Source organism: Methanofollis liminatans DSM 4140 (assembly GCF_000275865.1).
Lineage (GTDB): Archaea > Halobacteriota > Methanomicrobia > Methanomicrobiales > Methanofollaceae > Methanofollis > Methanofollis liminatans.
The window spans coordinates 246,298-270,977 of record NZ_CM001555.1; the positions used below are offsets into that span (position 1 = coordinate 246,298).

25 protein-coding genes are annotated in these 24,680 nt (G+C 62.1%); 7 read left to right on the plus strand and 18 right to left on the minus strand.

All coding sequences use genetic code 11. The features are described from left to right. Window positions 1–16 precede the first annotated feature (16 nt). The 6 genes from METLI_RS01110 to METLI_RS01135 all read right to left on the minus strand — a co-directional run bounded on the left by METLI_RS01110 (window position 17) and on the right by METLI_RS01135 (window position 4,436). The gene (locus tag METLI_RS01110; protein ID WP_004037229.1) at window positions 17–1,318 is read right to left on the minus strand and encodes a HEAT repeat domain-containing protein; all 1,302 of its coding nucleotides are present in this window, start codon (window positions 1,316–1,318) and stop codon (window positions 17–19) included. Window positions 1,319–1,350: 32 nt separating this feature from the next. Continuing rightward, entirely contained in the window at window positions 1,351–1,863 is a 513-nt protein-coding gene (locus METLI_RS01115) for a HEAT repeat domain-containing protein (RefSeq protein ID WP_004037230.1), read from the minus strand. Window positions 1,864–1,872: 9 nt separating this feature from the next. Then, window positions 1,873–2,763 (minus strand): mechanosensitive ion channel family protein, encoded by an 891-nt coding sequence (locus tag METLI_RS01120; RefSeq protein ID WP_004037232.1) that lies wholly within the window; start codon window positions 2,761–2,763, stop codon window positions 1,873–1,875. Window positions 2,764–2,766: 3 nt separating this feature from the next. After that, window positions 2,767–3,471: a DUF432 domain-containing protein gene (locus METLI_RS01125; protein ID WP_004037234.1), complete on the minus strand. Its 705-nt coding sequence runs from the start codon at window positions 3,469–3,471 to the stop codon at window positions 2,767–2,769. Window positions 3,472–3,605: 134 nt separating this feature from the next. Beyond that, on the minus strand, window positions 3,606–4,034 hold the full coding sequence (locus METLI_RS01130; RefSeq protein WP_048103570.1) for an FKBP-type peptidyl-prolyl cis-trans isomerase: 429 nt from the start codon (window positions 4,032–4,034) through the stop codon (window positions 3,606–3,608). A 141-nt stretch (window positions 4,035–4,175) separates the two neighbouring features. Next, a complete protein-coding gene (locus METLI_RS01135; RefSeq protein ID WP_004037237.1) occupies window positions 4,176–4,436 on the minus strand; it encodes an RNA recognition motif domain-containing protein in 261 nt (86 codons plus the stop codon). Between the two features lie 90 nt (window positions 4,437–4,526). On the opposite strand from METLI_RS01135, the gene METLI_RS01140 reads away from it, so the two are divergent. Beyond that, entirely contained in the window at window positions 4,527–5,150 is a 624-nt protein-coding gene (locus METLI_RS01140) for a 2'-5' RNA ligase family protein (RefSeq protein ID WP_004037238.1), read from the plus strand. A 21-nt stretch (window positions 5,151–5,171) separates the two neighbouring features. Further along, complete coding sequence (locus METLI_RS01145; protein ID WP_004037240.1) at window positions 5,172–5,414, plus strand: hypothetical protein; 243 nt, start codon at window positions 5,172–5,174, stop codon at window positions 5,412–5,414. Between the two features lies 1 nt (window position 5,415). On the opposite strand, the gene METLI_RS12305 is transcribed toward METLI_RS01145, so the two are convergent. From METLI_RS12305 to tnpA, 3 genes are read right to left on the minus strand one after another with little or no spacing between them, the layout of a single operon-like run. After that, the gene (locus METLI_RS12305; protein ID WP_342632918.1) at window positions 5,416–7,164 is read right to left on the minus strand and encodes an MASE3 domain-containing protein; all 1,749 of its coding nucleotides are present in this window, start codon (window positions 7,162–7,164) and stop codon (window positions 5,416–5,418) included. A 7-nt stretch (window positions 7,165–7,171) separates the two neighbouring features. Next, on the minus strand, window positions 7,172–8,359 hold the full coding sequence (locus METLI_RS01160; protein WP_004037242.1) for an RNA-guided endonuclease InsQ/TnpB family protein: 1,188 nt from the start codon (window positions 8,357–8,359) through the stop codon (window positions 7,172–7,174). Further along, complete coding sequence (gene tnpA / locus METLI_RS01165) at window positions 8,360–8,767, minus strand: IS200/IS605 family transposase (RefSeq protein ID WP_004037244.1); 408 nt, start codon at window positions 8,765–8,767, stop codon at window positions 8,360–8,362. A gap of 253 nt (window positions 8,768–9,020) precedes the next feature. Here tnpA and METLI_RS01170 point away from each other — a divergent pair, with 253 nt between their 5' ends. Beyond that, entirely contained in the window at window positions 9,021–10,205 is a 1,185-nt protein-coding gene (locus METLI_RS01170; RefSeq protein WP_004037246.1) for a cation:proton antiporter, read from the plus strand. Here METLI_RS01170 and METLI_RS01175 read toward each other — a convergent pair whose 3' ends face one another. Together METLI_RS01175 and METLI_RS01180 are read right to left on the minus strand one after the other, a co-directional pair. Further along, window positions 10,206–11,384: an aminotransferase-like domain-containing protein gene (locus METLI_RS01175; RefSeq protein WP_048103572.1), complete on the minus strand. Its 1,179-nt coding sequence runs from the start codon at window positions 11,382–11,384 to the stop codon at window positions 10,206–10,208. 50 nt (window positions 11,385–11,434) lie between these two features. After that, window positions 11,435–11,677 (minus strand): PspC domain-containing protein, encoded by a 243-nt coding sequence (locus METLI_RS01180; RefSeq protein ID WP_004037249.1) that lies wholly within the window; start codon window positions 11,675–11,677, stop codon window positions 11,435–11,437. A gap of 81 nt (window positions 11,678–11,758) precedes the next feature. On the opposite strand from METLI_RS01180, the gene METLI_RS01185 reads away from it, so the two are divergent. After that, window positions 11,759–12,241: a DUF2124 domain-containing protein gene (locus METLI_RS01185; RefSeq protein ID WP_004037251.1), complete on the plus strand. Its 483-nt coding sequence runs from the start codon at window positions 11,759–11,761 to the stop codon at window positions 12,239–12,241. Window position 12,242: 1 nt separating this feature from the next. Here the strand turns inward: METLI_RS01185 and METLI_RS01190 are convergent, their stop codons facing one another. From METLI_RS01190 to frhA, 5 genes are all read right to left on the minus strand, one after another. Then, the gene (locus tag METLI_RS01190; protein WP_004037253.1) at window positions 12,243–12,440 is read right to left on the minus strand and encodes a hypothetical protein; all 198 of its coding nucleotides are present in this window, start codon (window positions 12,438–12,440) and stop codon (window positions 12,243–12,245) included. Window positions 12,441–12,636: 196 nt separating this feature from the next. After that, window positions 12,637–13,500 (minus strand): coenzyme F420 hydrogenase subunit beta, encoded by an 864-nt coding sequence (gene frhB / locus METLI_RS01195; RefSeq protein ID WP_004037255.1) that lies wholly within the window; start codon window positions 13,498–13,500, stop codon window positions 12,637–12,639. 11 nt (window positions 13,501–13,511) lie between these two features. Beyond that, a complete protein-coding gene (gene frhG, locus METLI_RS01200) occupies window positions 13,512–14,273 on the minus strand; it encodes a coenzyme F420 hydrogenase subunit gamma (protein WP_004037257.1) in 762 nt (253 codons plus the stop codon). Between the two features lie 310 nt (window positions 14,274–14,583). Beyond that, on the minus strand, window positions 14,584–15,066 hold the full coding sequence (frhD, locus tag METLI_RS01205; protein WP_004037259.1) for a coenzyme F420-reducing hydrogenase, FrhD protein: 483 nt from the start codon (window positions 15,064–15,066) through the stop codon (window positions 14,584–14,586). An 8-nt stretch (window positions 15,067–15,074) separates the two neighbouring features. Beyond that, window positions 15,075–16,442 (minus strand): coenzyme F420 hydrogenase subunit alpha, encoded by a 1,368-nt coding sequence (frhA, locus tag METLI_RS01210; protein ID WP_004037261.1) that lies wholly within the window; start codon window positions 16,440–16,442, stop codon window positions 15,075–15,077. Between the two features lie 421 nt (window positions 16,443–16,863). On the opposite strand from frhA, the gene METLI_RS01215 reads away from it, so the two are divergent. Next, window positions 16,864–19,917, plus strand: a complete 3,054-nt coding sequence (locus tag METLI_RS01215) for a PAS domain S-box protein (protein ID WP_004037263.1) — start codon at window positions 16,864–16,866, stop codon at window positions 19,915–19,917. A gap of 13 nt (window positions 19,918–19,930) precedes the next feature. On the opposite strand, the gene mptA is transcribed toward METLI_RS01215, so the two are convergent. Then, window positions 19,931–20,866 carry a GTP cyclohydrolase MptA gene (gene mptA / locus METLI_RS01220; protein ID WP_004037272.1) on the minus strand — a complete coding sequence of 312 codons (936 nt, stop codon included), beginning with the start codon at window positions 20,864–20,866 and terminating at the stop codon, window positions 19,931–19,933. Window positions 20,867–21,009: 143 nt separating this feature from the next. On the opposite strand from mptA, the gene ilvC reads away from it, so the two are divergent. Together ilvC and METLI_RS01230 are read left to right on the plus strand one after the other, a co-directional pair. Then, window positions 21,010–22,002 (plus strand): ketol-acid reductoisomerase, encoded by a 993-nt coding sequence (gene ilvC / locus METLI_RS01225; RefSeq protein WP_004037273.1) that lies wholly within the window; start codon window positions 21,010–21,012, stop codon window positions 22,000–22,002. Between the two features lie 67 nt (window positions 22,003–22,069). Next, window positions 22,070–22,552: a flavodoxin family protein gene (locus METLI_RS01230; RefSeq protein ID WP_004037275.1), complete on the plus strand. Its 483-nt coding sequence runs from the start codon at window positions 22,070–22,072 to the stop codon at window positions 22,550–22,552. Here the strand turns inward: METLI_RS01230 and purL are convergent. Further along, the gene (purL, locus tag METLI_RS01235; RefSeq protein WP_004037278.1) at window positions 22,530–24,602 is read right to left on the minus strand and encodes a phosphoribosylformylglycinamidine synthase subunit PurL; all 2,073 of its coding nucleotides are present in this window, start codon (window positions 24,600–24,602) and stop codon (window positions 22,530–22,532) included. The two genes, METLI_RS01230 and purL, sit on opposite strands and share 23 nt — an antisense overlap. Between the last annotated feature and the right edge of the window lie 78 nt (window positions 24,603–24,680).

The window sequence follows — 24,680 nt, forward strand, 5'->3', positions numbered from 1 at the left end:
GAGGGAAGAGGTCGGGTCAGGACCCGTGATTGATCTCTTTTTTCAGGCCGACCGAGAGGATCTCCCGCGCCGCCTCCACGACGTCGGGGTCGCTGTCGGAGAGCGCTGCCAGCAGGGCGTTGACCCCGCGCTCGTCGCCCCGCTCCCCCAGGATCATCGCCGCCCCGATCCGCACCCAGCGGTTTTTCCGCTCCAGGGCGGCGAGGAGGGCGGGCTCCGCCTTCTCCTGCATGCGCCGCAGGGCTTCGACCGCTCCAAACCAGTAATCGTGCTGTCCGAGAGCGTCGATCAGGGCGCCGACCGCCGGTTCGCCCCTGGCCGCAAGGGCCGCGGCCACCTGACCGCGCACCTCCTCGTCCGCATCGCCGAGGGCCGCGACCAGGGGGGCCACCGCCTCGTCGCCGCCGACCGCCCCGAGCGCCTCTGCCGCCTTCCACCGCACGCCGGCGTCCGGGTCGGCGAGGAGGCGCGAGAGCGCCGGCACCCCGGCCCCTCCGTCCATTTTCCCGAGGGCCAGGGCGGCCGCCCAGCGTGCTTCGGGGCTGCCGGTATCGGCCGCCGTCTCGAGGGCCGCGATGGCGGGCTCGCCGATCGCCGCAAGGGCGAGGGCCGCACGCGTCCGTACGTAGCGGTCCTCGTCCTCCAGGGCGGCGGCCAGGGGGCCGACTGCCCCGGGGTTGCCGATATCGCCGAGTGCGATCGCCGCCCCCCACCTGATGTCCACCTCGGCCGAGGAGAGGAGGGAGATGAGGGTCTCGAGGGCGGGCTCGCCGATCGCCCCGAGGGCTTCCATGGCAACCCAGCGCACGCCGGGCTCGGGGTCGAAGAGCGCCTCTTCCAGGGGCTCGATCCCCTCGGGGTCGCCCCGTTTTCCGAGAGCGACGGCCGCCTCATACCGGGTTTCGGCGTTGCGGCTCTGCAGGGCGATGATCAGGTCCTCTGTCCCGGCATCGGCGGGGATCCCGTCTTTTCTTGAAAACGGCGATATCTCATCGAGCCTGATCCGTTCGGCGACGAACCCGACCACCGCAGCCACCACCACGAACATCAGCGCCCGGCTCAGGGCCCCGGTGGTGATCGCCCCGTTCTGCAGGTAGCTGACCCCGACGTGGACGGCTCCGAGGGCGGCGCCGACCGGGACCGCCCGCATCCCGTACCAGAGGCCGGCCAGCACGATCGCTATGTAGAAGAAATGGGTGTAGACGATATCCACACCGATAAAGAAGTGGACGACCACTTCGAGGACGAGGCTTGCCGCAAGCACCAGTGCCAGCAGGACCAGCCGCAGCCGTTTGTTCCCGCGCACGTTACCGGCCATCAACGATTGTGTTCTCCGGGGGATCTTAAAAATTATCTGGTCTCGTCCTCATCGAGCGCTTCCACGAGTTCGTCGATCCCTTCCTCCCCCATCTTCCAGAGCGTTAAGGAAGCGCAGGACTGCATCCTCTCGTCGCCCTCTTTTGCGAGTTTTTTCAGGGGCGCGGTGGCCGGAGCGCCGATACGGCAGAGTGCGAGCGAGATAAAACCCCGCAGTTCCTTGTCCTCAGTTGCGAAGGCCTCGATCAGGGTCGCAACCGCAATCTCGCCCATCGATCCGAGGGCGGCGGCCGCATACCGCCTGAACTGCCGGTCATCCTCGACGACCATCGTCAGGATCAGGGGCTTGATCGCCGGTTCGCCGATCCGCGCCAGGGTCCGGGCGGCGTACCAGCGGGTATCGTCGGTATCGCCCTCCATCAGCACCTCGATCAGGGGGAGGACGGCGTCCTCTCCCATCGCCACCAGTCTGTCCTCTGCTCCATGCCTTTTATCAACATCGGGGGATGAAAGCGCCCCGATCAGTCCGATGATCTCGTCTTCCATGATTCTACCTCAGATCGTATCGTCGCGGTCTCCTGCCGGGGTCAGGGACGACGGTCCCTCCTCCCTGACGCTGACCCTGCCCCCAAGTTCGTTCCTGAACCAGACATCCCGCTGCGGGAAGGGGATCTCGATGCCGTTCTTCTCGAGTTCGGCCTTGATCGTCCAGAGCAGTTCGGTCCGCACGTCCCACCAGTCCGACGACGGCGCCCAGACCCGCACCTTGATGTTCACCGCATTGTCCCCGAGTTCATCGACATAGACCGACGGACCGGGCTCACGCAGGGCGAGGGGGTGCTCCCTGATCACCTCTTTGATGATCCTGACGGCGACGGTGGCGTCGGCGGCGTACGGGATCCCGACCGTGTACTCGAACCGCCGCGCCACGTGGGCGACATAGTTTGTGATCGGGGAGGTAAAGACCGTTTCATTCGGGATCCGAACATAGATCCCCTCGTAGGTTTTGATGATCGTCGAGAAGATGGTGATGTCGGTGACGGTCCCGGTGGTCGAGCCGATGTTGATCGTGTCCCCGATCGAGACCGGGCGCTCGATGATGAGGAAGAGCCCGGAGACCATGTTGCCGATGACCGACTGGCTCGCAAACCCGATGACGATCGAGGCGAACCCGCCGGCCACCAGGAGCCCGCTCAGGTTCACCTCGAAGTAGGGCAGGATGACCAGGAAGGCGACGACCGCAATGCCGTATTTGACGGCCCTCATGAGAATGTCGAGCTGGCTGCGCTTTATCTTGTCGGTCAGGCTCTTTTTCAGGTAGATCGTCAGCACCCTGGAGACCACCGCCGCCGCGATCACGACCAGACAGACATAGATCAGGTGCCCCCAGGTGATCGCCGAGATCGAGGTGACGGGCGCGTCCAGGCTGAAGTTCAGGCCGTTCATATCCTAGATCCCCTGGTCCATCAGGTACCGGGAACGCTCGATTCCGGGGATCGAGCGCGCCGTGTAGAGTTCGAGCGATTTGTGCTGCCCCCCGGTCATGGGGGTGTCATAACAGCCGGTTTCCGCAACCTGCGTGCTTATTATTCGCATCCACGCCTTCATCGAGGCCGAGTCGCCGTAGTAGATCTTCATCCCGTAGCCTTCGAGCACCAGGCGGGAGACGTTCACCCACTCTCGTGTGGTGTTGGTGATGGAGAGCGAGAGGGTGCCTTCCAGGCGGGGATCGACGTCCGGGGGGGAGAACGAGACCCGGCTCTCCCACCAGCGGGCGAGGTCCCCGCGCTCGGGCGATCCGTAGAGGGTGTACTTCTGCCGGTTCCACGAGAAGATGTCGACGACCTCGTAGTTCCCTTTCGCCGCGATGAAGACGCCCACCTCGATCGGGAAGGTGAGGTAGATCGTCTCCTGCGCCCCGGGCTCGATCGCGAGCTGGTCGAACTCCACGAGGAGGTGGTGGGCCACTTCTTTCGGGAGGTTCAGCGGCTCGACCGGGTTGATGATGATCCGGCCCCCTGTGGAGATGAGGGTCCGCTCCTGTGTGCGGCCGCGGAGCGTGCGCCGATAGACGTACCTCCCGTTTTCGTGCTCGATGCCGATGGAAAAGTCCTTTCTCTCATCGTGAAAGGAGAAGTCGTAGGTGCCGTACACGTCTTGAGTATCTCGGAGGAGCGGTATTAAGGTTTATCTCTCCGGGCGAATGAGCGGAACTCGTGCAATCAAAAAGGGGCGCACGGCCCGGTCTGTGGTGGCATCCCCGGGAAAAATAATTGTAATGGGGCTTTTTACTCGACGGTAACGACTTCCACCGCGAAGGTGAGGTCCTTTCCGGCGAGGGGATGGTTGGCGTCGAGGGTCACGGTCTCGCTGTCGAGGGCGGCGACTGTCACCAGGACCACCTGCCCCTCGTTCACCTCCACCGGGTACTGCTGCCCGACGGCGAAGTCGATCTCAGGGGGGAACTGGTCCCGGGCGACCTGCATGACGAGGTCGTCCCGCCGCGGCCCGTAGGCCTCGTCGGCAGGGATCGTGAACGTCTTCGTCTCGCCCGGGGCCATGCCGACGACGGCCTCTTCAAAGCCGGGGATCACCTCGCCGCCGCCCACGGTGAACTGCAGGGGATCGCCGCCCCGTGACGAATCGAACTCGGTGCCGTCTTCGAGGGTTCCGGTGTAATGGAGCAGAACGGTGCTGTCCTGAGTTGCCTTGGTCATACCCATCTTTTGAGGGCGAACGGTGATAAGGTTATCACACCCGAGAAAAAAGCTGCCAGACGGCGGAGGGGAATTTCCCTCCCCTGCATCCGGCCAATACACGAGAATGTGGATATATCCAGATGGAGATATCGGGAACTCTCAGTACCTGTTGTACTCGGTCCGCGGCTTGGGGGCACGCGCCTCGTCAATCCGCAGGGTCCGGCCCATGCACTGGGTCTCGTTCAGGGCGTTCATCGCCTTCTCGGCCTCCTCGACGGAGGCGAACTCGACAAAGCCGAAGCCTTTGCGCGGAATGATTCTGGCGGACTTAACGTCGCCGTAGGCTGAGAAAAGTTCGGAGAGCTGCTCTTCGGTGGTCTCGTAGTTGAGATTCCCGACATACAAAGTGCTTGATTCCATGAAAAGCTCCTTCATAACATATGGGTTTGCCGCAGTTATCATCCTTCCGGGTGCGGCAAAGCCTAAGTCGGGTGGCGGCGATGTTCATCCATGCAGCACGCCCGGGCCCTTGCCCTCGACCTCGCCCTCCTTCTTCCTGCCGGTCCTGCCGCGGAAGCACGCCGGATTAGCCGTATTCTTGCCCGCAGATCAGGCGATGCGACGATCGCCCTGGGGACACGCGCGTGCCTGCCGCACGTGACCCTCGCGATGGCCCCGGTCCCTGAGGCGAGGATGGAGGAGGCGGCCGCGGCGCTGGCGTCTGTGGTCGGGCGCCGCCTCCCGCTCGCCCTCGCCCTGACCGGGATCTCCACGGTCGAGACCGCCCGGGGACGGCTGGTCTCGGGGTTTGACGTCGCTCTGGAGGCGGGGCTGCTGGCCCTCCACCGGGAGGCGGTCGACGCTCTCGCCGCCCTTGCCGCAGACGAGGACCCGGCCCTCTGCACCGGAGAAGGGGCGGCCCCTGATCCCTCGATGGTCGCATATGTCAGGAATTTCGTCCGCACGTCGGCCTATGCCCGTTACTCCCCTCACGTCACCCTCGGCGTGGGAGAGGCGGCCGACGCCGATGCCGCCGTCTCCTTCCCGCACCGTTTTGAGGTCCGGGCCGCGGCCCTCTGCCACGTGGGCAACGGTGGGACCTGCCGGCGGGTGCTGGCGGAAATACAGATATAGCCCGGCGACGATGGAGGCGTGATGGCGCAGTCCTGGAAAGAGGCAAAAGAGATCGCGGAGGCGCGGGGGTTCGAGCACGTCTACCACGACTATGACGACGGCACCTACGGGGCCTGCCGGGCAACCGACCGGCAGGGGACGTTTTCCTGCGGGGCGTTTTCCGAGCACCGGTGCATCCACATGCTTTCATCACTTTCAGCAGAGGAGATGGAGGAGAAAGAGCGGACGTTCCTGGAAGAGCATCCCGAATGGTTGAGCGGCTGAATCACTCTTTTTTGTGCTTTCCTTCGGGGACAAAAATCTCGAAGCGTGCACCTTTCCCTGCCTCTCCGGTCTCCCGGATCAGGATGCCGGTGATGGCGAGGATCTCCCTGATCAAAAAGAGGCCGTAACCGTGATTTTTTCCGTAGCCTGACGAGAAGATGATCTCTTTCTCCCCGGGAGGGATCCCTATGCCGTCGTCCTCGCAGGCGATGACCAGGCCCCCGTCTTTCTCCTCTGCCGCAAAGACGATCCTGCTCACACCTTCGCCGTGGTCAAGGGCGTTTGCGATGAGGTTGCAGAAGACTTTCCTGAGCATCGGGTCGGCATAGATCAGGACCGGTGCGATCTCGACCTGTACGATCTCCCCGGCGCCCTGTTCGGCGGCGCAGGAACGGATGAGCGGAACGGGGTTCTGCCAGGCCGGAGGAGAACTGCCCATACGCTGGTACTCGGCGGAAAACCTGATGTCCGTCTCGATCGCTCTGGCCATGGCCCCTGCCTTTTCCAGGAACGTCTCATCCCGGGGTTTGATCTTTGCCATCTCGAGGTAGCCCGAGAGGGCGGTGAGGTGGTTGAGGATGTCGTGGCGGGTGATCGATCCGAGGAGGGCGATTTTCTGGTTCGCCTGCCGCAACGCCTCTTTCGAGAGGTTCTCCTCGGTCACGTCGCTGCCCGAGGAGAGCAGGCCGATCGGTCTCCCCTCTGCATCTTTCAAGATGGCGTTCGCCCACCTGATGTCCCGCACCGTCCCGTCCGCCGAGATGACGCCGTTTTCGTGCGTCTCGAATCCTGACTTCCCGTTCAGCGCATCATGGTATGCCGAAAGCACTTCTTTTTGATCCGCTTTCGGGACGAAGGTGTAAAACCACTCTTTTCGGAGGATTTCGCTCAGGGGGAGACCCAGGAGTTCCTCGCCTTTCCGGTTTATCAGGGTGACCCTTCCCTCCGGGTCGAGGGCGAGGATGATCACGCCGGCGATGTCGAGATAGTTCTGTGCGGTGTCGCGCTCCTTTCTGACCAGGGCCTCGGTACGGGCGAGGTCGCGGAAGATCAGGTCGTAGGGCCGCTGGAGCCCGGTCTCGATGATGGCCACGTAGATGAGGGCGAAGGCGACGATCTTCAGGAGGTGGCCGAGCATGTTGAAGCCGTCGAAGACGCCGACATAGAGGGTGAACGAGAGTTCCGAGATGGTGGTGGCGGCGATTGCCGCGAGAAGAAATGAGAGGACGGTGGGGTCGAACGCATCCCTGTTCAGCCAGAAATGGACGCCGGCAAGGACGAGGGCGAAACAGATGAGATACTCCATGGCGATCTTGAAGGGGGTCAGCCCCTCGCCCGCGATATAACAGGCCGGAAAGATCCCGGCGGCTATGCTCAGGAGCAGGACGGCGGTGACCCCGGCGAACCCGGCAAATATCGTCCACTCTCGCCCTTTTTTCCTGAGCATCAGGGGTGCTGCGAGCAGGGCGGCCGCCTCCAGGGAGCGGGCGGCGGTCCAGAGCTGGGTCGGGATGTCCGGGTCGTCCGGGAGGATGTTCATGCCATGGTAGGAGAGCGTGTGGACAAGGTCGACAAAACCGGTGAACAGGAAGGCGATCCCGATAAAAATAAGAAGATCGCTCTTCTGAAACCGGCGGGTGTTCCATGCCAGGGCAAAGATGCTCCCGGCGATGATGACGGAGAAGACCTCTGCAAAGACGTGGAAGAGCAGATAACTGTACAGGCGCGTGGCCGCAGCTCCTGCGATGATAAGTGAACTACCACGCCCTGTTGGGCGTGGCTTCCTGCTTCATGGACAACACTTGCATCACAGCAATGTGATGTAGAGGTATCATCTCCACAGGCTCGAAGGGCTGTTCCATCCCCACGCGGTGAATATTCACCGCAGCATTGTAATCTCTATCGGCAACAAACCCGCAGTATGGACATTCGTGGACTCTCTCAGAGATGCTCTTTTTCACGATGCTTCCACAGTTCGAACAGATCTGTGATGTATTCCGAGGATCGACTTTGACGAGCTTCGTACCAGCACTTTCAGCCTTGTACGCAAGATAAGAATAGAATCGTCCCCATGAAGCATCATGGATACTCGTGTGCAGTCCTGTAGAGTTGCCTTTCTCCTTCAGACCTTTGATATTCAGGTCTTCGACACAGATCGTTGCATAGGTATCAACATACTGGCGGGAGAGTTTGTGCAGGAAATCTTTTTTCTGATTCGTGACATGATCATAGACCTTCTCAAGCCTGCTTTTTGCCTTCTTCCAGTTCTGCGAGAACCGTTTTTTCCGGGCAATGCTCTGCTGAATTTTCTTGATCTTACCCTGAGAATGTTCATAGAAGCGAGGGTTCTCGACCGCCGCGCCGTCGCTATCGACTGTAAACGAGTTCAGACCAACATCGATCCCGACAGATCGTCCTTCACGCTTTGACTCAGAAGCCTCCTGCTCTGCCTGAATGATCACGTACCATCTATCACTGGAATGAGTAATCAGGACGCCTTTCACCTTTCCCGTGTACGGTCGGTGCATGTTGAATGAGAGTGCTCCGATCTTCGAGAACGTGATCGTACTGTGTTCGCGGTCGATCTTGAACCCTGACTGGTTGTAGTTGATTGTCCGGTAGCGGAATGCGCTCTTGAACCTGAGTTTGCCGATCTTTCGCCCTCTCTTCTTCGTCTGCGAGAGTGCAGCGATATTGCTCCAGAGCGTATAGTTCACCATCTGAAGCACTTTGGAGTACACACTCTTCAGAAACGGATTCTCGTCTTTCAGCGTGACGATCCGCGCCTGCGTTCCTCGCATCGTCGGGGAGATCCCACCATCCCACGCCGTGTTGCATTCTTCGAGGAGTTTGTTGTAGAGCCACCTACAGGTATCGAGTGCGGCATTCAGCCGTATCTCAGTGGTTGCGTCTGGATACGCTCGATACTTGTAGGAAACGATCATTCACTTCTCCAATTGAGAATCAACATATTCTTTCAGGGCGTCAAGGCTTACCTGCCCCGATGTTGCAAGGAAATACGACGGAGACCAGAAGGACTCTCCCCCCACCAAATTCTTTGTCGCAGGGAACTCCTGCCGCAGCCTCCGTGCCGATACCCCCTTGATCACATTGACAACATTGACGAGGTTGGTTTTCGGAGTCGCCTTGAAGAGAAGATGATAGTGATCTTCGGCAGGTTCGTGAGCAACAACCTCTATACCCAATTCATCTGATAGGTTCCACACAATATCTTTCAGGCGTTCCCGAATATCGTCAGAATACAACGCTTTCCGGCGATACTTCACTACTATCACCAGATGATAATAGAGAGCAAAGACCGAATGCGCTGACCTATCAAGTTTATACTTCATGTTGGGTGTATCACAATGTTCCATCCAACAAGATATATCTATCGCAGGAAAAAGGGCGGCTCCGCTTTCATCCCCGGCCTAAAGACCGGGGACTTCCCGCTCCGCCCCCTTTACCCCCGCAAGTTAAAAGCGCTAAATAAAATCCTCCCGTTTCCCCTTTCAAGAATAAACCTGTCCTGATCGACTGATGGGGGTGAGGAAATAAAATCTTTTGGATCCGATCATTTATCTCCCCTCCTGACCATGAACTTCCATGATCGGCGGAATTGAAACGACCATCGAGTTTCAGATGAGCCTCCTCCTCTTCATCGCCCTGGCCGGCTACCTGGTCGCATCCAGGATCAACCAGTCGGCGGTGATCGGGGAGATCCTGGTGGGCCTTCTGGTGGGACCAAGCCTTCTGGGCCTGATCACCTATACCGATTTCGTCAGAAGCCTGGCAGCACTCGGGGCCGTGATCCTGCTCTTCGTGATCGGGCTCGAGTTCGACCTTGGCGACATCCTGGACGTCAGGTACGTCGTCATCGGCCTCGCCGGGGTGATCGTCCCGTGGATAGGCGGCTACTGGCTGACCGACGCCCTCGGCTACGGCTTCGAGAGCGCCGTCTTTGTCGGGACGGCGATGACCGCAACAAGCATTGCGATCACGGCGAACGTCCTGCGGGAGATGGGGCTGCTGGATACCCGGGCCTCCAGGGCGATCATCGGGACGGCGGTGATCGACGACGTCCTCTCCCTGATGGCCCTCTCGGTCTCGATCGACGTGGTCTCCGGGACGTTCTCCCTTGTCTCGCTTGCCACGATCGTCGCCAAGGACGTGGTGTTCATCGTCGTTGCCGCCGCTGTCGGGATCAGGGTCATCGCCCCGTTCCTGGAGCGGATCGACCGGAGGCCGTTCGCCCGGAAATACCCGGAGTTCATCTTCATCACGGCGATGATGTTCGCCTTTCTCTTTGCCCTGGGGGCCGAGGCGATCGGGATCTCGGCGATCATCGGGGCCTTCATCGCCGGGATGTCGTTTCGGAGCGTCAACCTCATCCACTCGCGCGACCTCAAGGAAGGGGCCGAGTACCTCCATATCATCTTCGCATCGATCTTCTTCGTCTCCCTGGGCATCCTGGCGGACTTCTCGGCGCTCACCCCTGATATCCTCATCTTCCTCATCGCCCTGATGGTGATGGCGGTGGTGACGAAACTCGTCGGCTGCGGGATCCCGGCGCGTCTCCAGGGGATGGGCAACCGGGAATCCCTGGTCCTGGGGTTCGGGATGGTGCCGCGGGGCGAGGTGGCGATGATCGTCGCCCTCATCGGGCTGAACGCCGGGATCATCGACCAGGGGATCTACGTGGCGATCGTCCTGATGAGCCTTTTGACGACGCTTGTCACTCCGATCGTCTACCGGAACTGGCTGCTGAAAAAAGAGACCGGGACGGCCTGATCAGGCATACGTCCGGAGGACTCTTGCGAGTCTCCGGATCCCCTCTTCTATCCGTTCGTCGGTTGCATTCGAGAAATTGAGCCTGAGGGTATCGGTCCCCCCGCCGTCGGTGTAGAAGGGGATGCCCGGGAGCACGGCGACGTTCTCGGCAAGGCCGCGCTCGAAGAGGTCCAGCGACGATATCCCTGCAGGAAGGGTCGCCCAGATGAACATGCCGCCGTCAGGGCGCGTGTGCGTCACCTCTTCGGGGAAGAGGTCGTCGATCAGCCCGCCCATCAGGTCGCAGCGGCGCCGATAGGTCTCGCAGATCCGCCTGATCGGGGCGTCGATATCGTTGTCGGCCAGGTAGCGGGCGAGGATCCGCTGGGTGAGGATCGGGGTGTGGAGGTCGGTGGCCTGCTTTGCGACGGTCAGCAGATCGATCACCTCTTTTTCCGCATAGATCCAGCCGAGCCGCATACCCGGGGCGGCGATCTTCGAGAAGGACCCGGTCATGATCGTTCCTTCTGGGAGATGTTTCTTCACCGGCGTCATCGGGTCGCCGGAAAAGCGGAGTTCGCCGTAGGCGTCGTCTTCGACGAAGACCGCTCCGGCCTCCCGGAGAAGGGCGGCCACCTCCCGCCGTTTTTTCTCCGACCAGGTGATCCCGGAGGGGTTCTGGGAGTTCGGGACACCGTAGAAGAGCCTGATCTTCTTTTCCTGGAGGAGGTCTGCAAGCGCCCCGGTGTCCGGGCCGTCCTCTCCGAGGGGGACCGGGCAGAACGTCGGCTCATAGAGGGAGAACGCCTGGATCGCCCCGAGGTAGCCGGGGCGTTCGATCGCCACCGCCTCCCCGGCGTCGATGAAGACCTTGCCGATCAGGTCGAGGGACTGCTGGGAGCCGCTCGTGATCAGGATCTCGTCCGGGCTCGCGTCGAGCCCGAGTCTCCGGCGGTAGCGCCCGGCGACGAACTCCCTGAGGGGGGCATACCCTTCGGTCGTCGCATACTGGAGGGCCGCCGCTCCCTCGCTCTCGAATACCAGGCGTGCCGCTTCGGCGATCTCTTTGACGGCGATCAGGGCCGGGTCGGGAAGCCCGCCGGCAAAGGAGATGATCTCCGGCCGTTCGGTGACCTTCAGGATCTCTCTGATGAACGAACGAGGTGTTTTCCTCGTTCTGGCGGCAAACTGGTACGGCATGGATACGTTATCGGAGGTTTTTCCGTAAATACCCATCTGCCGGGCGGGGCTCAGACTTTTGCCTCTTCGCTCACCGTGTACTCGGCGTCGATGATGTCCTCCTCCTCCTCGGGGATGATCAGCCATGCCGCAAGGTACACGACGATGCCGGTGAACACGAACCCGATCATGCTTAAAATCACCCATATGAGCCTGACCACCACCGGGTCGATATCGAGGTAGCGGGCGATCCCGCTGCAGACCCCGGCGACGACGCGGTCGTCACGCGGGCGGACCAATCGTTTTTCTGCCATCAGATCTCCATCACGCCACGAGCACATAGGGTTGTCGGCGCCGGGGATCAGTTTTTATACCGCACTGACCCCTTGAAGCATATGGAAGAGAAAGAACGACTCAAAGGGGTTCCCGGGATGCTCAGACCGTTCAAGCAGTACCTTGTCGGGGCCGGTCTCCCTGAGGGCGCCCAGATCGTCTATTACGGGTGCCCGGGCACCTGCACGCCTTTCATCGAGCTCCTCGCCTTTGCGGTCAGGGATCTCCCGGTCGAGCAGGTCTTCGTGCCCTACCTCGACGAGGGGAAGGCCCGGACGATCCGGCCCGTCGCCGACGTCGGGATGCAGATCGGCGAGGCGCCCGCCTCTCTGCGCCCGGCCGTCGCCGTGGTGATGGGGGGGCTTGCGATGCCGAACATCCCGGTGACCGCCGAGGCGGCGGCAGCGGTCCTCGAAAAATACCCGGATGCCAGACGGACCGGGATCTGTTTCATGAGCATGTTCGAGAAGGAGGGCTGGACCGGTGCGATCGGCTTCGATCTCGTCATCGACGCCTCGATCGACCCGGTGACGGTCTACCGGTAGGTCAGGTCATCGCCATGACGGCTTCTTTTCCCGTCATGATCCTGACGATATCCCCGACCATTTTTTCGATCTGCGATCTCCGTGCCGAGCGTCCTCCGACGATCAGGGTCAGGTCGCCCCGGCTGATCAGCGAGACCGCGGCGAGCCCTTCAAAAAACGGCATATCCACGAGTTCCTCATAGGTGATGGTATCTCTCATCTACGTCCCCCGTTCCTCCCTATAGAACTCAAATTATTTAATTTTATGTGGGGCCGGAAGATATAATTCCAAGAATTTTATGGATTTTTTAACGGGTGGCCGTGGCAAAAAGGCGTCGCCAGACCCTGTAACAGACTGAAAACAGAAGAATGCCGGAGGCATTCCTCCGCCCATGATGGACGTGCAAAAAATAAATTTAGAGGTACGGGTTGCGCAGGCCCTTGCCGACGCCGAAGGTGGCGCGGGCGTCGAGGGTCTTCTGGTTCTTCGTGATCTTCTCGGTGGCGAGCTTGGTCACGAGTTCCAGGCCGGGCTTGACGCTGGCGATGTCCTGCGTCTCGAAGCAGCCGGCGGCGTTCGCCTTTGCCCAGACGTCGTCGCCGATCTTTGTCCTGACAAAGACCGTGCTCCAGCCGTCCGGGGTGCCGACCGATCCGGTCGAGACATCGGCGAGGTTGGAGACGTAGTCAAGGCAGACGTGGCAGCCGGGCTGCTCGTACTTGTGGGTCACCTTCAGCGGGATCTGGGCGACCGCGCCGCGCTCGGTGTAGGCCCAGAACTTGCCCTTGCCGATGTCCAGCTTCTTGACCGATTCCATCTTCAGGTTGCAGTGGTCCTCGACCAGTGCCTCGATCGACTGGTACGGGAAGTTCTCCATGCAGAAGATCCCGATGGCGAGGGCGATCTTGTCGGGAACGTCGCGCATGCCGACCGGGTAGAGCTGGGCCTTGCGGACCGCCTGCATCTGGCACGGGGTGCCGACGATGCCGACTCTGTCGAGACCGTAGCTGCGGGTCGCCTCCTTGAGGAGGGAGATGTTCGGGGAGAGGGTGTATTTCGTGCCGCGGGCCGCGAGGAGCTCGGCCTTCGTCGTGGCGACGATCGGCTCGGGCTTCCAGGGCTCGTCTGACGGCCCCGCTACGATGGCGCCGTCGATGATCCCCTCTTCGAGCGCGTACGCGAAGAGCTGGGTGACGATGCCGCCGTCCTGGGCTCCCTTCAGGATTTCCTTGTCGGTGCTGCGTGCAGCAACACAGGTTTTGTAGTTACCGAGTACCATTTTTCTTCACCTCACTCCATGACCGATTTGATGAGTTCGGTAATGCCCTCGAACTCGTTCATCACATCGAAGTTGAAGAAGCTCCTCGGGCACTGGGCATAGCAGGCGCCGCACTTGATGCAGAGGTCGCGGTTGACCTGGGGCTTGCCGTACTCCATGGTGACTGCACGGACCGGGCAGGCGGCGGCGCAGGAGCCGCAGCCCATGCACAGGCCCTGGTTGATCACGTCGTACATCAGGTCGCAGCCGCAGGCCTCGTCGCCGCGCTTTGCAAGGTCCATGAGCGGCTTCAAGTATGCGGTCGCGAGCTCCTTCTGCTCGTCGGTGCCTTTCAGGAGCAGGTACGCCATGATGGCGACGTTCCTGATCTGCTGGGGGGTCGGTGCACAGCCGGGGATATACAGGTCCACGTCGATCAGTTCGCCGATCGGAACGTAGGACTCCATCTGCGGCTGGTTCCACTGGCCGCCGCGGCAGAACCGGGTGATGTTCCCGTATGCCGCACAGCCGCCGAGGGCGACGACGACCTTTGCCTTCTCCCTGGTTTCTTTGATCTCTTCCACCGAGATCTTGTCCTGGAGACAGACAGAGCCCTCGACAAGGGCGACGTCCATCTCAGGGACATGCCTGACATCTACAAGGGTCAGTGCATAGACGAGGTCTGCATAGTTGTCCAGAATCTTGAAGAGTCCTTCGTAGTTGTCTGCAAAGGACACAAGGCATCCGGTACAGCCGCTCATGTGCACGTGCCCCACGGTAATCTTTTCTACCACAGGTCTTTCCTCCTTAGTGTTTTCAACTTGTATTTCCGCTTCAATCTCAGAAGGTTTCGCTACAGGTCTGGGTGCCGGTTCAACGGTCGTCTCGACCGTTTCGACCGCTCTGGCAGGCTTCTCGGCAGGTTTCTGCCGGGCCTCTTTGACGGGTGCAGGCGCCGGTGCTGGCACGGGCTTTTTCACCCATTTTACTGATCCCCGCTCCTCTGACGGCACAGGCTCAGGTTTCGCCGCAGCCTCAACCGGCTTCGGCTCTGCTCCTGCGGCCTTTTCGGGCGCGGGCGGCTCTTTCCTTCCAAAGATCCCTTTAAGAAACGATAGTAGCCCCATCATCCACTCCAATCTCGGCAAGTACGTGGTGTACTACCCTGGGAATGGCCTTCTGTACCTCTTCAGAGAGCCCGATCTCCATGTCGGGTGCCGTTACCCGTTTCGGCTGGACGCCGAAGATCGTGATCTCGACGCTGTCCTTGAGTCGCTGGAGCGGTTCGGTGAGGTCCCACGAGTGGGCGTCCCGGTAGCTCCCGGGCGGCAGGTCTTCGACAGAGAGTTTTGTGAGCGAGCCCGGTTCGGCACCGAAGTCCACGATGTCGATGATGACGATCTTCTTCGTGACCGCCTTGTCGACCAGTGTGAAAATAAAGTGCGGGGCGCCAAGCCCCCCGTCGATGGCCTTGACATTGTCGGGAAGTTGCAGGCGGTTAATCTCCTCGATCACCGCGGGGCCGAGGCCGTCGTCGGCGAAGAGGGGGTTGCCGCATCCTACAATCACGGTTTCTGGGTATAGCATGTATGCTCTCACTCGAGGAGTTTCTGGGCCACTATCCTCTTGCTTTCATCGACCACCAGCATATGGGTGGCGCACGATACACACGGGTCGTATGCCCGGACGATGACCTCGGCGAGCTCCCACGGGGCGCCCACGAGGGCGCGGCTGCAGGTCGGGAAGTTCCAGGTGGTCGGGACGAGCATCGAGAACCAGCGGACCTTGCCGTCCTTCACCTTGGTGAGGTGGACGTCGCAGCCACGCGGGGCCTCGTTTGCCGCCCAGCCAAGGCTTCCGTCGCCCTGCGGGATCTCGTCGGCAAGCACGCTGGCCGAGGTGTCGAGGGCGTCGCAGGCTTCCATGATGCCGTAGCAGGTCTCCTCGTACTCCATCTGCCGTGCGATCTGCAGGCCGATGGCGCCCTTCTCGTCGTAGTTCTTGAACTGGACGAGACGGGCACGCGGACCGACTTCGACCGGCTGGCCGTCGTACAGGGGCACGCCGGTGCACGCCTGCATCTGGGGCCAGGCCTTCTCGCCTGCCGGGGTGGTGCCGCCGACGGGGTAGTCCTTGTCCTCGAGGGTGATCTCTTCCTCGCCCATGTACCAGTCCCAGGGGCGGACCTCGGTCCAGCGCTCGGGGAACCAGGTCGGGTTCTCGTCAAGGCTGCTGCTGCCGTAGACCGGCGCCGCAGCCATGTAGCCCTGGTTGTGGTAGCCGAGATCCTTCGGGATCGGGATCTGGCGGCCGGCAACCTCGGCCCAGTCGCGCTTCTGGAAGTTCCGGAAGACGGCGATCATGAACTCGGACTGCTCGTGGGCAAGCTTGCGGCCTTCCTTTGCAAGGTCGTAGACCTTCTGCTTTGCGATCGGGCTGATGTTCTTATACATGCCGCCGACACGCGGGTTGGACGGGTGGACCGCTTCGCCGCCGACGATCTCGCCGATGGTCTGGCCGATCTCACGCAGCCGCTGGATCCTCAGGGCGACCGACCGCACCGGCTCCTCGGGGGAGAACGGGTTGATCTTCGTGTCCGTGCCCGGAAGGTACATGTCGGGCAGGGAGAGGATGTTGTGCAGGGCGTGCGAGTGCAGTCTGTTCGCGCACTGGAGCATGTAACGCAGAAGCATGGCGTCCTCGGGGACCTCGCATCCGATGGATGCCTCCATGGCCTCTGTTGCTGCGAGCGTGTGGGCGATCGGGCAGATGCCGCAGACGCGGGAAGCGATCTTGGGCACCTGTTCCATCGTCTTGCCGATGGCCAGCTTCTCTACACCCCTCACCGGAGTGATGGAGAGCCAGTCACCACGTTCGACGATACCCTCGTCATTTACCTTCAGGACGAGTTTGGAATGTCCCTCGTGCCTCGTGGTTGGGGAAATCTCTACAACTTTCGACAAATATATCGCCTCATTTTAATTGGGTTGTTCAAACAGCGATACAACTCTTCGAACCTGTGCAATAGGTGTGACACGTACCTCAGAAGTACGCTAAATCCAATTGTTATTGGGTTTTAGTTATATCTTTCGATCTATCGCAGGACAAATTTCAGGTATTTTCATTAACAATCATTAACAATACCTCAGATGACAGGATCGTCGTTCTCTTTATTTTTATGATGATCATTCTCGTGTCTGCACGCCCGATTCAGGGTGTTCGTGGCGTGCACTCTCTGGTTCCGGCCGCCGCTCCCCGGTATATCAGATCTCACGGAAGGCAGGACCTGTCCATCGATCACCGTCCCTGGTCTCCGTCTTCGCCCTGCATCCGCGAGAATGCGGGGGATAATTTTATCGATTACCTATTATATTATGATTTTATATGTGCGGGGGCGAGGCAGACCATCTCGCGAAGATCAGGGCGATCATCCGGTACAACCCCAGAGGACTGAGCATCTCTGAAATCGCGAGAAAAGCGCACCTGAATCGGAACTCTGTCGCAAAATACCTCCAGGTCCTCCTGGCCTCGGGCGAGGCCGAGCTCAGGACGATCGGGGCGGCCAGAGTGTACACCCCGTCCCGCCGCCTCCCGCTCTCCTCCCTGCTGGAGTACTCGAACGACCTGATCGTCGTCCTCGACCGGGACGGGACGGTCATCCAGGTCAACACGCCGTTTCTTGCGTTTTCCGGACTCTCCAGGGATGAGATCCCTGGCGCCGGCCCCCCTGATCTCCCGCTCCTCTCGGCCCCGGCGCTCAGGGCGGCCCTGGCCGATCCCCCGGCCGAAGAGATCGTGATCCCCGAGGTCGCATGGGAGAACGGGGCGGTCTTCCGGGCGAAAATTCTCCCGACGCGTTTCGAGGACGGGGGGCACGGGACGACGGTGATCCTGGAGGAGATCACCGGGGAGAAGAGGGCGTGGAAGACCCGCACCATCCTCGCCTCGATCGTCGAGTCCACCGACGACGCCATCATAGGAAAAGACCTTGACGGCACGGTAATCTCCTGGAACCGGGCGGCAGAGGCCCTCTACGGCTATACGGCGGAGGAGATGGTCGGGCAGAGCCTCGACCGCATCGTCCCGCCCGACCTGGCCGCAGAGGTGGCGGCGATCACGGAGGAGGTCAGGCAGGGCCGCCCGGTCAGGCATATCGAGACGACCAGGGTCCGCAGGGACGGGAGACGGGTCGCGGTCGCCCTGACCGTCTCCCCGATCCGCGGCGAGGACGGGGCGGTGATCGGCGCCTCGACGATCGCCAGGGACGTCACCGCCCTGAAGAGGGTGGAGGCGGAGAAAGAGCGGCACCTCAAAAATATGGCGTTTCTCTCCAGGACGGCGACGGCTTTTGTCAGGATGGACGACGACGATCTCTACGGTTATATCGCGGAGAAGACCAGGGAACTCGTGCCCGGCGCCCTCGTTGCGATCACCTCGTACGACCCGGTGAACAATACCCTGACCGCAGAGGAGGTGGCCGCTTCGCCGCACGATCTCGAGGTGATGGCCGGGTATCTCCGCACGTCGCCGATCGGGATCACCGTCCCGTTCCTCGACGAGTACCGGGACACTTTTAAGGAGCCCGGCCTTGCGCCGGGCCCGCCGCTCTACACCATCCTGATGCACACCGTGCCTGAAGAGACCTGCAGGCGGATCGAGGAGGACCTTGGCCTCAACGGGAGCTTCTATGCCCCGATCATCTCGAATCGCCGGTTTCTGGGCAGCGTGCTCATCATCCTGAAGAAGGGGACCGTGGTCGAGGACCCTGCCCTGATCGAGACGTTCATCGACGGGGCGGCGGTCGCGATCCACCGTCGGACCGCCTTCCAGATCCTCAAGAGGGGCGAGAAACAGGCAAAAGAACTGCTCAACGCCACCCACGACCTTGCGATCCTCACCGATGCCGGCGGCAGGGTGCTCGACCTGAACGAGGAGGCCGCCCGGTTTCTCGGGCGGTCTGAAGAGGACCTGATCGGGTGCTCGCTCGGGGAGGTCCTGCCCGGCGTGGAGGCACCGGCGGGCGAGGCGCATGCACGGTTCGAGGTCTCGCTATCAGGGCGGATTTTTGACGTCTCGGTTGCGGCGGTGATCGACGAGCGATCCTCCTCTCCGAGATCGGCGGTCTTTCTCAGGGATATCACGGCAGAACGGGAGGCAGAGGGCCAGCTCAGGCGGATGAACCGGCATCTTGCCGAGATCATCGAGTTCCTCCCCGACGCCACCTTCATCATCGACGCGGACGGGAGGGTGACTGCCTGGAACCGGGCGATGGAGGACCTCACCGGCGTCTCGAAGGAGGCGATGATCGGAAAAGGGGATTACCAGTACGCCGTTCCCTTCTACGGCGAGCGGCGTGAGATCCTCATCGATCTCATCGACAGAGAGGGCGACGACCTTCCCCCGTACCTCAGCATCGACCGCACCCGGCACGCCGTCATCGGGGGCGCGTACTGCCCTTCCATCGCCGGGGGAAAAGGGGCATATCTCTGGGGCAAGGCGACGGCGCTCTTCGACGAGGACGGAAACCGTGTCGGTGCGATCGAGTCGGTCCGGGATGTCACCCGGATGGTCCGTGCGGAGGAAGCGCTCAAGCAGAGCCAGGCGAAGTACCGCGACCTCGTCGAGAACGCCAACTCGGTGATCCTCACCCTCGACACCGAAGGGCGGATCACCTTTTTCAACCGGTTTGCAGAGGCGTTTTTCGGCTATACGCGGGACGAGGTGCTCGGAAAGAGCGTTCTCGGCCTGATCGTCCCGGAGACGGATTCTGCCGGTCGGGACCTCAGGTTCATGATCGCCGCTCTCTGCGCCCGTCCCGACCTCTTCGGGAACGTGGAGAACGAGAACGTCACCCGGGACGGGACGCCGGTCTGGATCTCGTGGACGAACCGTGCGATATACGGGGAGAACGGCGAGATCGTCGGTGTCAACTGTGTCGGAAACGACATTTCGGCCCGCAAACAGATGGAAGAGGAGTTGAAAGCGGCACAGCAGAACCTCGAGGCGACGGTGTGCCGCCAGACCGCCGACTTGATCTTTGCGAACACCTCGCTCAGGGAGGAGATCGGCGAGCGGATCCGGGCGCAGGAAGCGCTGGAGAAAAGCAGGAACACCCTCTGGCTGATGCTGGAGGTGATCGCCGACTGCATCTTTGTGGCCGGCGCCGGCGGCGAGGTCAGGGCGGTGAGGACGCAGGGCGAGGTCCTGCGGGGCGTGCCGGTCGAGGCGATCCTTGCGGGCGCCCTTTCCGGCGAACGGAGAGAGCAGGTGTTTGCAGAAGGGAGGCCGGTCAGGCAGGAGATCAGGCTCGCCTCGTTCGGGCGGGAGATCGCTCTCGACACCTGGCTGATACCGGTGCCTGACTGGGATGGAAAAGGGCCGGCGATCGTCGGCGTCGCCCGTGACGTTGTCCCGGACGGGAAAAAAGAAGGGGATTAAGAGAGAGGAAGCGTTAATCGCCGTTCAACTCGGCGATCAGTTCGGCCAGCGTCGCCTTGCGCTCGGCATAGGCGTCGTGCTGGTGGATGCTCTCCTCGTTGGTCTGGCGGATCAGGACCAGGGAGTCGCCGGGGAGGGAACCGAACTCGCCGACGACCCTCCGGGCCATCTCGCGCACGCAGTCCTCGACGAATCTGGGGTTGCGGTGGGCCTGCAGCACGACGTAGTTCTCGTCGCCGCGCTTTAAGAGTTCGTAGATCTGGGCGCTCATCGAGTTCTTCAGGACGTCGATGATCGCCTCTAAGGAGACGTGCTGGTCGTCGTCGGTCTCGATGCAGAGGAAGCCGCGGCCGCGCTGGTTGTGGGTGGCCATCGGCACCTCCTCGAAGAACGCCGTGATCTTATCCGCCTCGATACCGAGGTTTTCCATCACGCGGACGGCATGGTCCTTGACGATGTCCTGGGCGCAGGGGCAGGCGGTCATGCCGGTGACCTCGGCGCCGATGCTCTTCCTGATGATCGGCAGGTGCCCGGTCCTCATGGCGATGGCGCGGGCATGGACCTTCACCACCTCGTGGCACTTCGTCTTTGAGACCGGGGTGTCGCGGCGGACCATGAACTCGCTGCGCATCTGCACCTCGGTCCGGTCGGCGTACTCGTGGTGGTCGAGGAGTTTGCGTGCAACGACGCTGCAGAGTTCCTCGATCTCGGTGACCTGACCGTTGATCGCCTCCTGCAGCACCTCGTCGATCACCTCGAAGTTCCGTGAAAGATTGGCACCCTTCAGGCTCCCCGGCAGATCGACGTAGACGTCAAAATTGGAGATGAAGATAACCGGGCGCTTTCCTGGACGGCTGACTTCTACAAGCTTCTTCACGTTTTTTACGCCGACCCTTGTCAGGTTGATGCGAACATCAGGGATGGTCGACTGAACATCTGGAAGTTCCATTCTTGTAAACCTCGAATTACTGGAGATAATTGCACGAAATCACGGCGTAGACCGGGACATTCAGGGGCGCCGAAATTATAGTGCTTTTTAGGTACCCCCTATAATTATTTATGAACTTCGTTCTCACCATATGGTGGTACAGTATGGTCGAGAAATACTTTGATGCCGACGCCGATATGAGCGTGCTGGCTGGAAAGAAGATCGCGGTTGTTGGCTACGGGTCGCAGGGACGGGGTCAGGCCCTGAATCTCAAGGACTCCGGCCTCGACGTGATCATCGGGGTCAGGCCCGGCAGGAGCTGGGAGGCCGCGATAAAGGACGGGTTTGAAGTCTACCAGGTGGCCGATGCCGCCAAGATGGCGGACATCATTCAGGTCCTTCTTCCAGACGAGGACCAGGCCGCTATCTATCAGGCGTCCATCAGGCAGGGGCTCTCCGCAGGAAAGACCCTGATGTTCTCGCACGGATTCAACATCCACTACGGCCAGATTGTGCCGCCGCCCGACGTGAACGTCGTGATGGTCGCCCCGAAGGGGCCGGGCCACATGGTCAGGAGGATGTACGAGGAGGGCAAGGGCGTCCCGGCGCTCATCGCCATCGAGCAGGACCCGAGCGGTCAGGCGAAGGCGATCGCCCTCGCCTATGCGAAGGGCATCGGAGCGACGAGAGCGGCGGTCTTCGAGACCTCCTTCAGGGAGGAGACCGAGACCGATCTCTTCGGCGAGCAGGCGGTGCTCTGCGGCGGGTGCACGGCGCTGGTCAGGGCCGGGTTCGAGACCCTGGTCGCAAACGGCTACGCGCCCGAGATGGCCTACCTCGAAGTGCTCCACGAGCTGAAACTGATCGTCGACCTCATCTACGAGGGCGGGTTTACGAAGATGCGCGACTCGATCTCGAACACCGCGCAGTACGGCGACCTCACCCGCGGCCCGCGGGTGATCGGCCCCGAGTCCTATGCGGCGATGCAGGAGATCCTGGAGGAGATCCAGGACGGAAGGTTCGCAAAGGAGTGGATCCTCGAGAACATGACCCGCCGCCCGGTCTTCACCGCCCTCACCCGCGCCGACGAGGAGCACGAGATCGAGGAGGTCGGCGCCGAGATCAGGGCGCTGATGCCTCAGTTCCAGAAAAAATAACGCTCTTTTTTTTCGGGCGGGCCCTGCCGCCAGAACGCCCTTATGGGTGTGCGTATATCTCTCCTGTATGCGAGCCTGTATTGTCTATTACTCGGCCACCGGAAACACGCGTGCGCTGGCCGAAGCGGCCGCCGGGCTTTCCGGGGCCGATATCGTCGAGGTGAGGGACGAAGAGGACTACTCGAAGGTGATGATGTACCTTAAGGGGGCGCCGCGGGCGCGCCGGGGCGAGGCGGCCAGGATCGAGCCCGCGGCGATCGATGTCGGGGGCTACGACCTGGTCGCCGTCGGCACCCCGGTCTGGGCGTTCAGGCCGACGCCGGCGGCGAATGCGATCGTCGCCGCCCTGCAGAACTGCGAGGGAAAACAGGCGGTCGCCTTTGCGACGAGCGGGGGTGCGCCGGGCGATACCGTGGGGGTGCTGAAGGCGCGGATGGAGGAGCGGGGCATGAAGGTCGTCGGCACCTTCCATGCGAGCGATAAAGAGGTAAAACGCGGTGAGGGCGCCGACGCCCTCGCCCGCCTGATCAGTAGCGCATCAGGCGCGTGATCGAGGAGAGGGAGAACTCGATCTCCTCGGGGGAAAGGACGACCTTCTCATCCCCGGCGGCGATCCTGAGCCCTTCCCCGCCGGCCGTGCCGATCACGGCGTGGGGGAGGCCGGCAAGGTCGGCCTCGTTTTTGACGGCGACCAGGAAGCGGCCGTAGGTCTCGGAGAAGAGGGCCGTGACCGGGTCGCCGGAAAGCCGCACCTCTGCGTTCGGTGCGAGTTTTGCAAGGGCGACGAGCAGCCCGCCCTTCGAGAGGTCGGTGACGCCGGAGAAGCGGTCGGCCGCCACCCGCTCGCGGATCAGGGGGAGCAGGGAGGGGTCGGCGATCGCCGGGGCCGCACCGCCGCACCCGGTCACGGCGTCCAGGACCGACCCGCCGAGGTGCTCGCCGGTCTCGCCGACGAGGGCCAGGATGTCGCCGGCCGCCGCTTTCGTCCAGCAGCGCACCGGGCCTTTTCCTGCCATGCCGATCGAGGGCGTCGGCTTGATCTCGGTCCCGTACTCGTCGGACTCGTTGTACAGGGAGACGTTCCCGCCGACGACCGGGGCGCCCAGGGTGCGCGCCATGTCGCCGAGGCCCAGGACGGCCTGCTCCATATCGTGGAAGACCTCGGGGTGGAGGGGGCTGGCGAAGTTCAGGCAGTTGACGATGCAGAGGGGTTCGGCGCCGACGCAGGCGAGGTTGGCGGCGTTCTCGTAGACGGCGTTTGCGGCGTTCGCATAGGGGGCGAGGGCGATCTGGCGCGGGTTGCAGCCGCAGGAGAGGACCAGGGCGGCGTCTTCGAGGCGCAGCACGGCGGCGTCGTGGGAGAGGGAGACGGTGCGCACCTGGACGTCGTGGTCGTACTGCTCGGTGATCCAGACCTTCGAGGCGATGTCGGGGTGGGAGAGGACGGCCAGGGCGAGGGCCTTCGTGTCGCCGGGCGGTGGGGTGTAGGTGGTGTCGACGGTGCGCGGCGCTTTCGGGAGGGCGCACCGCGGCGTCCCGCCGACCAGGAGGTCGATGGGAAGGTCGCAGACGGTCTCGCCCGCAAACTCCACGATATAGCGCGGCTCTGCGATCACCTCGCCGATCTCGCTCCAGCCGAGGTCGTACTTCGCGGCGATCGCACCCATCAGGGCGACGTCTTCTGCTGCCACCTCGATGAGCATCCGCTCCTGCGACTCGGCGAGCATGATCTCGACGGCGTTCATCCCGGTCTCCCTGAGGTGGACGCGGTCGGCGACGATCCTGGCCCCGAAGGTGCTCGCCATCTCGGACGAGGCTCCGGCAAGCCCGGCGGCCCCGAGGTCGCGGCAGGAGAGCACTTTTCCGGTCTCTGCCATCTCCATCGTCGCTTCGATCAGGAGTTTTTCGGTGAAGGGGTCGCCGACCTGGACGCTCGGGCGGTCTTCGGCCTCGGATTCCTCGGAAAGATCACGCGAGGCGAACGACGCCCCGCCGAGCCCGTCCCTGCCGGTGGACGACCCGAAGAGGACGAGCCTGGTGCCCGGCGCCTTCACCCGCGCCGTCAGGAAGCGCTCCGGATCGACGACGCCCACGCAGACGACGTTCACCAGGGGGTTGCCCTGGTACGAGGGGTCGAAGACGGTCTCGCCGCGCACCACGGGGACGCCGATGCAGTTGCCGTAGTCGCCGATCCCGGCCACCACGTGTTCGAGGAGGTAGCGGGTCTTCTCGGCGGCGAGCGAGCCGAAGTACAGCGGGTCCATCAGGGCGATCGGGCGGGAGCCCATCGATATGACGTCGCGCACGATACCGCCGACCCCGGTGGCCGCCCCGTCGTACGGGTCCACGTACGAGGGGTGGTTGTGGCTCTCCATCCCGATGGCGAGGGCGAGCGAGTCGGAATACCGCACGATGGCGGCGTCGTCGCCAGGGCCGAGGATGACGTTCTCTCCCTCGGTCGGGAGGGTCTTCAGGAGCGAGCGGGTGGAGCGGTACGAGCAGTGTTCGCTCCAGAGGTTCTCAAAGCAGGCGGCCTCCACGTCGGTGAGGTCGCGGCCCAGTGTTCCGGTGATGAAGGCGAGGTCCTCGGCAGACAGCATGTACACACAGATGGGTTTCGCGCGCCTTTATATTCATCTCACTCCCCGGAGGGGCACATATTCCTTTTATCCGATCCC